This window comes from Sulfitobacter sp. 15WGC (assembly GCF_005068605.1).
GTDB classification, from domain to species: domain Bacteria; phylum Pseudomonadota; class Alphaproteobacteria; order Rhodobacterales; family Rhodobacteraceae; genus Sulfitobacter; species Sulfitobacter faviae.
On record NZ_SZNL01000007.1, the window covers coordinates 143,861 to 156,891 of the forward strand.

Annotated in this window: 11 protein-coding genes; 3 read left to right on the top strand and 8 right to left on the bottom strand. The window is 62.6% G+C overall.

Annotated elements, in window-relative coordinates; all coding sequences use genetic code 11:
* Window positions 1–78: 78 nt before the first annotated feature.
* Window positions 79–1,596 (bottom strand): ABC transporter substrate-binding protein, encoded by a 1,518-nt coding sequence (locus FCK22_RS08095; protein WP_067265130.1) that lies wholly within the window; start codon window positions 1,594–1,596, stop codon window positions 79–81.
* A 164-nt stretch (window positions 1,597–1,760) separates the two neighbouring features.
* On the opposite strand from FCK22_RS08095, the gene FCK22_RS08100 reads away from it, so the two are divergent.
* Complete coding sequence (locus tag FCK22_RS08100; RefSeq protein ID WP_067265122.1) at window positions 1,761–2,543, top strand: IclR family transcriptional regulator; 783 nt, start codon at window positions 1,761–1,763, stop codon at window positions 2,541–2,543.
* Between the two features lie 39 nt (window positions 2,544–2,582).
* Here the strand turns inward: FCK22_RS08100 and FCK22_RS08105 are convergent, their stop codons facing one another.
* The 6 genes from FCK22_RS08105 to FCK22_RS08130 all read right to left on the bottom strand — a co-directional run bounded on the left by FCK22_RS08105 (window position 2,583) and on the right by FCK22_RS08130 (window position 8,941).
* Complete coding sequence (locus FCK22_RS08105) at window positions 2,583–4,646, bottom strand: catalase (protein ID WP_067265118.1); 2,064 nt, start codon at window positions 4,644–4,646, stop codon at window positions 2,583–2,585.
* 102 nt (window positions 4,647–4,748) lie between these two features.
* The gene (locus FCK22_RS08110) at window positions 4,749–5,795 is read right to left on the bottom strand and encodes a glycosyltransferase (protein ID WP_067265115.1); all 1,047 of its coding nucleotides are present in this window, start codon (window positions 5,793–5,795) and stop codon (window positions 4,749–4,751) included.
* Window positions 5,792–6,355 (bottom strand): methyltransferase domain-containing protein, encoded by a 564-nt coding sequence (locus FCK22_RS08115; RefSeq protein WP_067265112.1) that lies wholly within the window; start codon window positions 6,353–6,355, stop codon window positions 5,792–5,794. Before FCK22_RS08115 ends, FCK22_RS08110 begins: the two co-directional genes overlap by 4 nt.
* Complete coding sequence (locus FCK22_RS08120) at window positions 6,355–7,053, bottom strand: PIG-L family deacetylase (RefSeq protein WP_067265111.1); 699 nt, start codon at window positions 7,051–7,053, stop codon at window positions 6,355–6,357. The genes FCK22_RS08115 and FCK22_RS08120 overlap by 1 nt, the downstream gene beginning before the upstream one ends.
* Window positions 7,050–8,138, bottom strand: coding sequence for a hypothetical protein (locus FCK22_RS08125; protein WP_082852081.1), 1,089 nt, complete (start codon window positions 8,136–8,138; stop codon window positions 7,050–7,052). Before FCK22_RS08125 ends, FCK22_RS08120 begins: the two co-directional genes overlap by 4 nt.
* A gap of 173 nt (window positions 8,139–8,311) precedes the next feature.
* Window positions 8,312–8,941 (bottom strand): glutathione S-transferase N-terminal domain-containing protein, encoded by a 630-nt coding sequence (locus FCK22_RS08130; protein WP_067265108.1) that lies wholly within the window; start codon window positions 8,939–8,941, stop codon window positions 8,312–8,314.
* A gap of 135 nt (window positions 8,942–9,076) precedes the next feature.
* Here FCK22_RS08130 and FCK22_RS08135 point away from each other — a divergent pair, with 135 nt between their 5' ends.
* Together FCK22_RS08135 and FCK22_RS08140 are read left to right on the top strand one after the other, a co-directional pair.
* The gene (locus FCK22_RS08135; RefSeq protein ID WP_067265105.1) at window positions 9,077–9,580 is read left to right on the top strand and encodes a CinA family protein; all 504 of its coding nucleotides are present in this window, start codon (window positions 9,077–9,079) and stop codon (window positions 9,578–9,580) included.
* Complete coding sequence (locus FCK22_RS08140; protein WP_067265103.1) at window positions 9,577–11,640, top strand: NAD(+) synthase; 2,064 nt, start codon at window positions 9,577–9,579, stop codon at window positions 11,638–11,640. The genes FCK22_RS08135 and FCK22_RS08140 overlap by 4 nt, the downstream gene beginning before the upstream one ends.
* Window positions 11,641–11,646: 6 nt before the next feature.
* Here the strand turns inward: FCK22_RS08140 and FCK22_RS08145 are convergent, their stop codons facing one another.
* Window positions 11,647–12,867 (bottom strand): MFS transporter, encoded by a 1,221-nt coding sequence (locus tag FCK22_RS08145; protein ID WP_067265100.1) that lies wholly within the window; start codon window positions 12,865–12,867, stop codon window positions 11,647–11,649.
* Window positions 12,868–13,031: the final 164 nt, after the last annotated feature.

The following is a 13,031-nucleotide window of genomic DNA, read 5'->3' on the forward strand; positions in this document are numbered from 1 at the left end:
GCCTGCCGCGTGGGTCTGGGTTGGGTGCGGAAGGGGAGAAGGGCAGGGGCACCGATCACGGCGCCCCCGCCGATTGGTTTACTTCCAGCTGGCCGTGGTGAAGCGCAGGACTTCGTCGGCTGTGGGCGTGTATTCCACCTCATTGGTGGTCACGTAGTTGGTGTTGTAGGAGAACATCGGCGCCCAATAGGCTTCCTCGGTGATGCGTTCGATCGCCTTGGAGTAGTTCTCTTTGCGGACCTCGGGGTCGGTCGAGCTGTCGGCGATGTTGAGGTATTCGAGCGTCTCGTCGTCCATCGCGTAGTCGAGCGAGCCATGTTTGAAGAACTGGCTGACCATGGCGGAGGCGTCGTTGATCGAATAGCTGCCCCATGTCTGGAACGACACGGCGGTTTCGCCCTTCATGTTCTGCTCCCGCAGGGCGGAATACTGCAACATCTTGAAGTTGGTATCGATGCCCACGGCGTTCAGGTAGCTGGTGATCGCCTCGGCATATTCACGGTCGCGGTAGGCGTAGAAGTCGATGGTCAGACCGTCTTCGTAGCCCGCCTCGGCCAGCAATTCCTTGGCCTTCTCGGGGTTGTATTCATACTTCACCGCCGCGTCTTCGTCGCAGCCGAACTGGCTGGGGAAGCAGGGGGTGTAGACGACTTTGGATTTGCCTTTGAGCAGCGCGTCGACCAGTTCCTGACGGTTGATCGCATAGTTCACGGCCTTGCGCACGCGCACGTCGGTAAAGGGGCTGTCCTCGGAGCGGCCCGCCGCGTCCAGCGTCAGATAGCCCACGCGCATGGTGGATTCGTTGGAGACTTGGAACTCATCCCGCTCGGCCAGTTTCTCGGCTTGGTCCGATGGCACCTGCCAGATCAGATCAAGCGAGCCGCTGAACAGTTCCGCCATCTGCGTGTTCACATCCGGGATGGTGCGGATGTCGATGTTCTTGATGCTGGGCTTGCCCTTGGGGCTGTCGTGGTAGCCCTCATAGGCTTCCAGTTTGAAGTGCTGGCCGGGGACGACTTCGGTCACCTTGTAAGGGCCGGTGCCGACGGGTTTCAGGCCCATGCCTTCGGGGCCGGCTTCTTCGTAATAGTCGCTGGGATACATCGAAACGGGGCCGGAGAGGAATTCAATCGCCGCCGGGAACTTCTCTTTCAGCATGATGCGCACGGTGTAGTCGTCGACCTTCTCAGCCGATTTCATCCAGTTCACGTTGCGCTGCGTTTTCACGCCATTGGCCTCATCGGCGACGTAGTTCACGGTAAAGACCACGTCATCGGCGGTGAAGTCCGAGCCGTCGTGGAATTTCACGCCTTCGCGCAGTTTGAATTCGATGGTCGTGTCGTCGATCCATTCCCATTCGGTGGCGAGGTTGCCCATGTATTCGTTGGTGACCGGATCGCGGTAGATCAGACCATCCCAGACCGCGCGTTGCAGCACCACGCCTTCGCGGGACGAGTTGAAGTAGCTGTCGACGTTCTCAAGCTCTTTGGTGAAGGCGACATTCAGCGTGTCATTGGCTTTGTCCGCCCAAGCCGCGCCCGTGGCGGCGGCCAGAACAAGCCCGGTGATGGTTGATTTCAGGACCGTGGATTTCATGGTCAACTCCCCTGCTGGTTAACGAATTCGGTTCCGTATCTTTTTGACTTGCGTACCGTATCATATAATAATACTTTATATCGCAATACGATTAATAAACGCAATCAGATCGACATACGTCAAGCCCCGGTTTGAACAATTGGGCCAGATTTCGGGGTAGGTGATTGGAAAAGAAGCAAAATACCCTCTACGTCGGGTCGCTTGCCAAGGGGCTGCGGCTGCTCCGCGCCTTCGATGAATCGCATACGGAATTGTCACTGGTCGAGCTTGCCGCGCGCAGCGGATTGGATAAAAGCGCGGTTCAGCGGCTGGCGAATACGCTGCATATCGAGGGCATGTTGGAAAAGGATCCGGCCACGCGGCGCTACCGCCCGTCCCATGCTTGGTTGGAGCTGGCCTATGCCTATTACTGGTCGGATCAATTGGTGGGGCAGGCGATTCCCAAGCTGATCGACCTCAGCCAAGAGATCGGGGAGACGGTGAACCTCGCCGAGCTTTCGACCGATCACATCATCTACGTCAGCCGATTGCCCTGCCAGCGGACCTATTTCGCGGCGACGGTGATCGGACGGCGGCTGCCTGCGCTTTCGACGTCGGCGGGGCGGGCGATCATCTCGACCTTCTCGCCCGAAGACCGGGAAGACGCGATCGAGACTTGGCCGCTCAAACCCTTCACCGCGCGCACCACGATGGACCGCGCCACGATACGCAACAGCATCGGTGAGGCCGTGCAGCAGGGCTATGCGATCTCCAGCGATCAGATGATTTTGTCCGAGATCGGGGTGGCCTGTCCGATTACCGGCCCCGATGGGCGGGCCTTTGCGGCGGTGCAATGTTCGGTCTCGGCGCATACTTGGACGCGGGAGCGGATCAGGGCCGAGATTCTGCCGCGCCTGCAGGACACGGCGAACGCCATTTCACCCTCATCGCAGGTGCATCGGCGCTAGAAAAAGGGCCGGAGCATTTCTGCTCCGGCCGGTGTCTTCTTATTCCCAGTTCAGCTTTTCTTCGCGCTGCCAGAACCGAAGTTTGCGGCAGGTCTGAAGGAACGCGTTCGCATTATCGGCAGAGACCTCCATCGTCCCTTCGTCCTTCTCAATCCCGGCGGCGTTGAGCAGCGGATCGGCGGCTGTGGTCCAAGCGATGAACTTGTTATGCGCAAAGGCGTCCGAGACGAAATCCTGCGCCGGTTTGTTCTTGGCGATCTTATCGGCTTTCTCTTCACCGAAGACCAAGGCCACCGCGTCAAAGACCACCGACGGGCCACCGTCGATCTTCTCATCCGCTTCGCGGGTGCTGCCGTCCGAGAGGGTCACCCCTTGGATATGCGGCGTCACGATGGCGACCATCGCGCCCTCATCGGCAAAGGATTTTTCCAAGGCTTCCACCACCGAGGCATCCGCGCCTTCGGTCAGGAACAGACCCAACTTGCGGCCCGCGAAGCTGTTCGGCGCGTTCTTCAGAATGCTGAGCGCATCCGAGGGCGGCAGATCGGTGATCGGCTCCCGCGCGGGTTTGGCGGGGTCCGGCATCTCGGTCACGCCTAAGCCTTCGGCCACCTGTTTCGCCAGATCGTCATGCACGTTCATCAGATGCGAGAGCATCCGCAGGCGAATGCGCTCTTCCTGACATTTCGACAGCTCGAAGGTATAGGCCGCCGCGATATGCTGCTGCTCGATCTCGGTCTGGCTGATGTAGAACTGCCGCGCTTGGCTGTAGTGGTCGGCGAATGTCTCGGAGCGCACGCGCTGTTTCGTACCTTCGACCTCTGCCGGGTAGCTCTGGAAACCAATCTGTGGGTTCTCGCGCGGGCCGCCATCCTCGCCCCAGCTGTTGGGCTCGTAGTTCACGCGGCCCTTGGGGTTGTGCATCGCCATATGCCCGTCTTGCTGGAAGTGGTGGAACGGGCATTTCGGCGCGTTGATCGGGATATGGGTGAAGTTCGGCCCGCCGAGACGCTTAAGCTGCGTGTCGAGGTAGGAGAAGTTCCGCCCCTGTAGCAGCGGGTCATTCGTGTGGTCGATCCCGCGGACGATGTTCTGGGTGCAAAAGGCCACCTGCTCAGTCTCGGCGAAGAAGTTGTCGACATTGGCGTCAAGCGTCAGCGTCCCGATGATGCGCACCGGCACCTGCTCTTCGGGGATGATCTTGGTGGCGTCGAGGATGTCGAACTCGAAGTTATCGGCGAATTCGTCGTCAAAGACCTGAATGCCCAGATCCCACTGCGGGTAGTCGCCCGCGTCGATGGCATCCCACATGTCGCGGCGGTGGAAATCCGGGTCCGCGCCGTTGATCTTGAGCGCCTCGTTCCAGACCACCGATTGCAGACCCTGCTTGGGCTTCCAGTGGAACTTGACGTAATGCGATTTGCCCTCGGCATTGACCAGCCGGAAGGTATGCACGCCGAAGCCTTCCATAAAGCGGAAGGAGCGCGGGATCGCCCGGTCGGACATCTGCCACAGCGTCATATGGATCGCCTCGGGTGAGAGCGAGACGAAATCCCAGAAGTTGTCATGCGCCGACTGGGCCTGCGGGAAGCCACGGTCAGGGGCGGGTTTGACGGAGTGGATGAGATCGGGGAACTTGATCGCGTCTTGGATAAAGAACACGGGGATGTTGTTGCCGACGAGGTCCCAGTTGCCCTCTTGCGTGTAGAACTTCGTCGCGAACCCGCGCACGTCGCGGGCCAGATCGAAAGAGCCCTTGTTGCCTGCCACGGTGGAGAAACGGGTGAAGGTCGGGGTCTTTTCGCCGACGCGCTGGAAGATATCGGCGCAGGACAGTTCGGGGATCGCTTCCTTTAGCTCGAAATGCCCATGGACGCCGTAGCCGCGGGCGTGAACGACACGCTCTGGAATGCGCTCGTGGTCGAAATGAAACATCTTCTCGCGGAATACGTGGTCTTCCATCAAGACCGGGCCGCGCGGACCTGCTTTGAGTGAGTTCTGATCATCCGCGATCGGGCCGCCCTGCGCGGTCGTCATCGTCTTTTCGCGGTCCGTGGTTTGCTGGCGGGGTTCGCCGCCTTTGCCAAGTTCTTTGTCTGTCATGATCTTTCTCCACAGCGCCCCCGGAATATAATCGGGAGGATTTGTTGCTAATATGTGGCGGGCCGAGAGGACCGCTCCAGAGCCGGCGGTGATTGCCCGACCCTATGAGAGTTCAACCACCCCCGCGGCGAGGGGTTCCGATGCTTTTGCCGGGCGGGCAGGAAAGTTCTCGCGCGGGGGGAGATCTGCGGCCTCCAATGCGAGGGGAGCGGCTGTCTCACGGACCGCGGACTTGTCCAAAAAGCCCCGCAGCAGCGCGATATGCGCGGGCAGTTCATCGACCGGAATGCGTTCAGCCTCTGGCACCTGCACCGGCCAGCAGCCCAAACCCCCCCGGCGCAGTTTCTCCAGCAAGCAGCCCGCATCCGGCAAACAGTCATCGGCCAGATAGCCCGCCCCGCTCAGCCGGTTGCGCAGCGTATCGGCCATGCCGCCTGCCGCCCGCCCGACAAGCCTGCAAGAGGCTTCGACCCAGACATCATTCGCGTGATGCACCCGGCGGCCCGCGGCCCGCAGGGCACGGATGATCGCGCGGTCCTCGCCACAGGGGATTGGGGCGAAACCGCCGACGGCCTCATAGGCATCGCGGGTGAAGCCAAGGCTGGCCCCCGGCGCTTCGCCGTGGCTGCCTTGCAAATCGGCGCAGTTCGGGGCGTGCCGCGCGTAGAGCGTGAGCACCAAGCGGCGGTAAGTCATTTCATGGGCCTCAAGCATTGGGTCTTGCTGCGCCAAACAGGCGGCCTCTTCGGGGTTCAGCGTGACCCTGCCGCAGAGGGCGTCAAAGCGTTGGAGGTGGTGAATGCTGCGCGCGACCCAATCGGGGCTGACGCGGCAATCGGCATCGGTGGTCAGGATCTGGCGCAGATGAGGCATCTGTTCCAAGGCCACGGCGCAGCCCTTCCGCCGTGCCGCGCCGACCCCCATTCCGGGGGGGAAGGTGAGATCGAGCACGGTGAGGTCGATGCCAAGCCGCCCCGCCGCCGCCGTGGCGATCTTGGCGGTGTCGTCATCGGTGTTGTTCACCACAAGGATTACGTGGACACGGTCGTTGCACTGGGGGGCAAGGGCGGTGAGGCAATCGCCGATCCGCTCCGCCTCGTTCCGGGCGGGGATGATGATTGCGGTGTCTTTCCAGCGCTCGAAACTCATCTGTCACCCTCCGGAAAGGCGCGGTCGATGCGGTAGTCCTCGGTCGCGCTGACGCAGGTGAAGGCATGGGTGTCGAGCGCCTTGGCAAAGCCGTTCAGCGCCTCCTCCCCTTGCAACGGATTGCCGGTGTCACCGCGCCAAGTCACGCAGATGATCTCGGCCTTCGGCCAGCGGGTCGCGATGTCGGTCGCCAGTTGGTCCAGCCCCGCATGATCCAGAAAATAGAGCACTTCGGAGAGGATCAGCAGATCGAAGTCCCCCTCGGGCAGGGGGCCGGGATAGAACCCTTGGACGAAGCGCCCCTCCGGCACCGCTTTGCGCGCGGCGGTCAGGGCGCTGGCGACCGCATCCATCCCGGTATAGCGCGCGCAGATGTCGATCAGGTGGCGTGCCAATTGACCATTGCCGCAGCCGAGTTCAAAGGCCGAGCGGTAGCCATCCTGCGAAAGCGCCGCCCGCGTCGCGGCGAATTTGGCCTGCTCATAGGCGCTATGTTCGAACCCCCAAGGATCGCTCGTCTCGGCATAGAGACCTTGAAGATGATCCAACCCCACACCCATCACGGCATCCTCCAAAAAATTTCGTCTTGCTGCGCGAAGAGGTTGATCATCGACTCGGGCAGAACGAACCCCTCGGGATCGTCTTGCACGACTTGGCCAAGCTGGCTGCGATGCGCGCGGATCGCAGCACTCTTGGCGTCGCGATAGGCGGCGGTGTCGAGGGTCAGGGGGGCGTAGCCTGCTGTGTTCTCGGCGAAGTTCGGATCATCGAAACGGCTCCACACCGGATAGCTATGAAAATGCAGATCGGGGCGCTGCGCGCGCAGGCCGTCGGCCAGTGACGCGGTGGTTTTATGGTCGCAGTGTTTGTCCTCGCGGGCCGGGACGAAGATGTGACGTGCCGTTTGCGCGTCGATCACCTGCATCAGCTCGGTCAGGATGGCGTCGGCAGGCACCTCGTGCAATTGGCTGTCGGGATGGCCGAGCCATGTCAAATCCGCCGCGCCGCCACCAAGGAGATCGAGCGCCTCTGCCAATTCCGCGCGCCGCGTCTCGGCCAATCGGGCCGGGGGCCATGCGCGGGAACCGGGGTGGCTTGCGCCGCCATCGGTCAGGCAGATGACATGCGCCCCGGCCCCTGCGAAAGCGCGGGCCAAAAGACCGCCGCAGCCGAGTGTTTCGTCGTCCGGGTGCGGCGCCAGTACCACGATCTTTTCGCGGCCCGACAGAGCCTCGGCGAGGGGGGCGTTATGGCTCATCCAAAGACACCCCAAACCGTCTGGTCACTCGAAAGCGCATGGCGAGCGGCGCGTTGTAGGAAGGCGTCGCGCGCGGCTTGGCGCAGATAGACCGAAAGATCGCGCGCCATGCGGCCCGTCTCGGAGGTTCCGGTGAAATGGCGCAACCCGAGGCTTTGCTCCACCGCTTTGATCGCGTCGAGGGCGACCTCCTCGGTATAAATCCGCGCGGCGATGGCGGTGCTGACGAGGGTCTCCTCCGCGCGGTCATCCGCATCGGCGAGAGCGGCGCGTTCGACCAATGCCATACCAGCCCAGACCCGCATCAGCACCTGCATCAGGCGGCTCAATTGGGCCTCGGCCTCAAGCCGGTCCATGTCCCGCAGCGCAGTGGCTGCCGCATCAATCAACCCCGCCGCGGCGCCCGCCTGAAGCGCTGCGATCCGCCAGACGCCGCCGACGAAATGCGGCTCTTTCAGATAGTCGCCGGGGGCGCCGATAAGCGCGTCATCCTCAAGAGGCAGGCCGGAAAAATCATAGGTCCCCGAGGCCGTTGCCCGCATCCCCAGCATGTCCCATTGCGAGGCATCGCCGCGGGCGGGGTCGGTCACATCGATCAGCGCAAGCTGCACCTCGGGGCCGGAATTGAGCGAGACGAGCGTATGGGTCACAGTGCCGAGGCCGGAAGCGAAGATCTTCTCACCCTTCAAAACACCCTTTTCGGAACGCGCCGGATTGCTGCCATCGGCCCCCCAAACGCCCAGAAGCCCGCCCTGCCGGATCACCTGTTTCGCCCGCTCCGCCTGCGCCGCACTGCCGTATAGGCGGATCAGGCGCAGCGCGTTGACGTGGCCCTCCCATAAACGGCCGACGCTGAGGTTGGCGGCACCGATCTGCATCAGCGCATGGGCGGTGCGCAAAGGGGCCGTGGCGCCATCTTCCAGCATCAGCCCCGCGTCACGCAGAATGTCGATAGAGCCGCTGATGGGGGCGGCGCCCGCCTCCTCGGCCCGTGCCGCGTGGCGCAGGGCCTTTCGAGCAGATTGCGAAAGGATATCCCTTTGCGACTGGGGCGGAAAAGGGTCGAAACGCGGCGCACTGTTCATGGCAGTGCCCGACAGCCGCGCAAGGATACACCTTTGAGATCAAGCGTCACGATACTGCCCCCCATTCGTGAAACGGGCAGCCTACGCGCGTGGCAGCACTGCCTTCGGGAGTGCAACCGTTCAACTTGTCTCTTGGTTCCCGCCTACGTTGCAACCGCGGCGGGGGGCGGATGTCAGCCCTCGGGAATCTCGCCCATCACCTTGGGCACATGGTAGCCCTTTTGCACCGCATCTCGCGCGCGCAGGCGCTGATACCACGCACGCACATTGGGATAGTCGGCAAGGTCGATCTGCTGCCATTCATAGCGCGACACCCAAGGCCAGCAGGCCATATCCGCGATGGAATATTCGCCGCAAATGTGGTCCCGCCCCTCAAGCTGTTTGTCGAGCACGCCGTAAAGCCGTTTGACCTCAGCCCCGAAACGCTCTTCGGCATAGGCCGCCTTGCCGGGGTTGAAATGCAAGAAGTGATGCGCCTGCCCGGCCATGGGGCCAAAGCCGCCCATCTGCCACATCAACCATTGCATCACCTCGGCCCGCCCGGCCTGACCCTCGGGCAGGAAACGGCCATATTTCTCGGCGAGGTAGATCATGATCGCGCCGGATTCCATCAGGCTTACCCCAGTGTCATGGTCCACGATGGCGGGGATTTTATTGTTGGGGCTGATCTTTAGAAACTCGGGCGCGTGCTGCTCATCCTTGCCGATGTTGATGGCGTGCACATTGTAGTCGATTCCCAATTCTTCGAGCAGGATCGAGACCTTGCGGCCGTTGGGGGTGGTCCATGTGTAGAAATCAATCATCGCTTCGGTCCCATATGCAGAGGTGCGTTTCGGTTTCTTGCAATGTTAAGCAGGCGGTTTGCGGCGGGTCAACGCAAGGAACCACAGCGGCCTGCGGGGGTTTTGCTTAACAAGGCACCAATTTGCGGAGCGAAGATGCAGAACAGTGACCCCCTAGCGCAGCCCGACATCGCAGATCGCGCGAAATCCGTTTTGGAAGTGCTTTGCGACCGCGACATTCACATCGCCACGGCGGAAAGCTGCACCGGCGGGCTGGTCGCCGCGTTGCTGACGGATATTGAAGGGTGCTCCCACGCGTTCGAGCGGGGTTTCGTCACCTATACGGATCAATCCAAGCATGAGCTGTTGGGCGTCGATCGGGCGCTTTTGGACCGCTGCGGCGCGGTTTCGCGCCCCGTGGCGATTGCAATGGCCGAAGGCGCGCAGGACCGTTCCGGCGCGCAGATTGCCGTCTCGACCACCGGGTTCGCCGGGCCGGGCAGCGCCGAGGATGAAGAGGGGCTTGTGCATTTTGCGCTTGCACGCGAGGGGTGTAACACGGTTCATCGGGCCGAGTCCTTTGGTGCCATTGGCCGGGATGCGATCCGGCAGCGATGCCTTGAAACGATTTTGGATATGTTGGAGGAGAGCCTGACGTGAGCAAAAGCCAAGCCGCCGCCTTTACCGCCTACCACCGTCATGGCTTTGTCCGGGTGGCGACCTGCACGCCGCATGTGCGGCCCGCCGATGTGGCTTTCAACCGCGACAGCCTGCTGGACGAAATGCGCCGGGCCGATGCGGCGCGGGTGGATTTGCTGGTTTGCCCCGAACTGTCACTCTCGTCCTACGCCATCGACGATCTCCACATGCAGGATGCCCTGTTAACGGCGGTGGAAGAGGCGCTTGGTGACCTGATCGAGGCCAGCGCCGAGATGACCCCCGTGATCCTGCTCGGCGCGCCACTGCGCCGTGAGGGGCGGCTTTACAATTGCGCCATTGCCATTTCACGCGGGCAGGTGCTCGGCGTGGTGCCGAAGTCCTACCTGCCCAATTACCGCGAGTTCTATGAGAAACGCTGGTTCGCCCATGGCCGTGACACCGGCGGAGAGATCACCGTCGCGGGCCGGCGAGTGCCTTTTGGCGATGACCTGATTTTCGAGGCGACGGACCTGCCCGGTCTGATTTTCCATGCCGAGATTTGCGAAGACCTCTGGACGCCGGCGCCGCCCTCGGCGGATGCGGCTCTCGGGGGCGCCTTGATCCTCGCCAATCTCTCGGCGTCCAATATCGTGATCGGCAAATCCTCTGACCGTCACCTGCTGTGCCGGTCGCAATCCATGCGCGCCTTCGCGGCCTATGTGTACTCCGCCGCCGGGCCGGGGGAGAGTACGACCGATCTGGCGTGGGACGGGCAGGGGATGATCCATGAGTTGGGCGATCTTCTGGCCGAATCCACCCGTTTCCCGCTGGAGCCGGAGCTGACCATCGCCGATGTAGATTGCGGGCGTATCCAGTCTGAGCGGATGCGAACGGGCAGTTTCCATGACGCCGCGCGGCACCGCGCGCCGGAATTCCGCCGGGTGACCTTTGCCCATCAACCGCATCACGAGAACGCCGGGCTGATCCGCCCCGTGCGTCGTTTCCCCTATGTGCCGAACCGCGAAAGCCATCTTGACCAAGATTGCTATGAAGCGTTCAATATTCAGGTCGAAGGGCTACGCCGCCGCTTTGAGGCGACCAAGGGCAAGACCATGGTCATCGGCATTTCCGGCGGGTTGGATTCGACCCATGCGCTGATCGTGGCGGCAAAAGCCTGTGACCGTATGGGCATCCCGCGCGACCGGATCCTCGGCTTTACCATGCCGGGTTTCGCCACCTCCGAGGGCACCAAATCCAACGCGTGGAAATTGATGCAGGCCATGGGGATCACCGCGGATGAGATCGACATTCGCCCCGCCGCCCGGCAGATGCTTGAGGATATGGATCACCCCTTCTCGGACGGGGAGCCGGTCTATGACATCACCTTTGAAAACGTCCAAGCCGGGCTGCGCACCGATTATCTCTTCCGGCTCGCCAACCAGCGGCAGGGCTTTGTCATCGGCACCGGCGATCTGAGCGAATTGGCGCTTGGCTGGTGCACCTATGGCGTGGGCGACCAGATGAGCCACTATGCCGTGAACACCGGCGTCCCGAAAACGCTGATCCAGTATCTCATCCGTTGGGCCACCCGCTCGGGCCAGTTTGACGCTGAGACGGACAAGGTCTTGCAAGCCATTCTGGACACCGAAATTTCGCCCGAACTGGTGCCCGCGGGCGAAGATGAAGAGATTCAAAGCACCGAGTCGATGATCGGCCCCTATGAGCTGAACGACTTCTTTCTCTTCCACACCATGCGCTACGGGCTCGCCCCGTCAAAAGTGGCCTTTCTGGCCTGGCACGCTTGGCATGATGTCGAGGTAGGGCGCTGGCCCGAGGGCTTTCCGCAGGGCAAACGCAACGCCTATGATCTGGAGACGATCCGCCACTGGCTCGAAAAATTTCTGCACCGCTTCTTTGCCACCAGCCAGTTCAAGCGCTCGGCCCTGCCGAATGGGCCCAAGGTCAGCGCCGGGGGGGCATTGTCGCCGCGCGGGGACTGGCGCGCCCCGTCGGACTCCGTTGCCACCCCGTGGCTGGAAGAGCTGCGCAGCAACGTGCCAGAGAGCTGGCCCCAGAGCTAAGCCGCGCTATTCCTCGCGGCTCAGCTCGCCTTCGACAAAGTTGGGGGTTAGCGGCGGTGCCGCGTGACGCTCTTGGGTTTCGGGATCGCTGCGCAGGGTCATGCGCAGCAGCCCCCATGCCACGATGGTCAACTGAAAGCCGCCAAGCGCCAGTGGCAGGCCCCGCGGCCCGAGTGTATCCAGCAGCACACCCGCCAGCAGCGGCCCGATCGCGGCGCCAATCCCTTGCATCAGCACCAGCCCGCCCGAGACGGCCACCACCGCCGAGCCGGGGGCGCGGTCGTTGACATGGGCGATGACGATGGATTGCGCGGGCAGAACCAGCCCGCCAATGGCAAAGCCCAGCACCAGCAGCATCGACCCCGAAGGCGCGGGGATCGGCAGGGTCAGCATCATCAAAGCACCGCCCGCCGCGGCCAGTCCTACGCCCAAGCCCCGGCGGCTCATCCGGTCGGAAACCCAGCCCAACGGGAATTGCAGCATCAGCCCGCCAATGGTGAAGGCCGCGATCAGCAGGGCGATGCGCGATTGGGTATAGCCCATCTCCTGTGCGAAGAGCGGTGCCAGCCCGTAGAACGTCCCGATAGAGGCCCCGACCAGCCCTGCACTGACCGCCCCGTAGGGCGACAGCCCCCACAGTCGGCGCAGCGACGGCGGCTCCTGCGCGCCTTCCGAGCGCGGCCCCTCTACACGGCTAAGCGAAATTGGCACCAGCGACAGCGACATCACGATGGAGACGAGCACGAAGAGGATGAACTCAGCCGGATCCCCGAGGTTCAGCAGGAACTGCCCCGCCGCGCCTGAGGCCATGCCGACCATGCCGTAGACCGCGAGCAATTTGCCCCGCTGCGCGGAACTGACCGAAGCGTTGAGCCAGCTTTCCGTCACGATGATCAACCCGGCAAAAGCGAACCCGGTCAGGCAGCGCACGGCGATCCAGACCCAAGGGTCGATGAAAGCCAAATGCATCAGCGCCGCCGCCGACGCGACAGAGGCGAGTGCGGCAAAGGTGCGGATATGGCCCACCCCGCTGATCAGCCGGGGTGCCACGAAGGAGCCCACGCTCAACCCCGCGAAAAAACCCGACATAATAAGGCCGGTGGTCGCCCCGCCAAACCCTTCAAGCCCCGCGCGCACGGCCAAAAGCGTGCCCTGCAACCCGTTGCTCATCTGCAAAAGCGAAAAGCCCAGTAGCAGTGTCGCCAGTGGTAGAACCGTCGCGCGCATGATGTCCCCTTGGTCTTCGATCCGGCTTGGGCCAGAATATGTGCGGCGGAAACGGAATTTCTAGTAATCAACCCCATTGCCCTTCCACCGGGCAGACTTCCGCGCCATAGTGATAGCAGCCAGCGGCCCCTTCGGGGAATGCCCAGCCAGTGATCAAGCAGAAT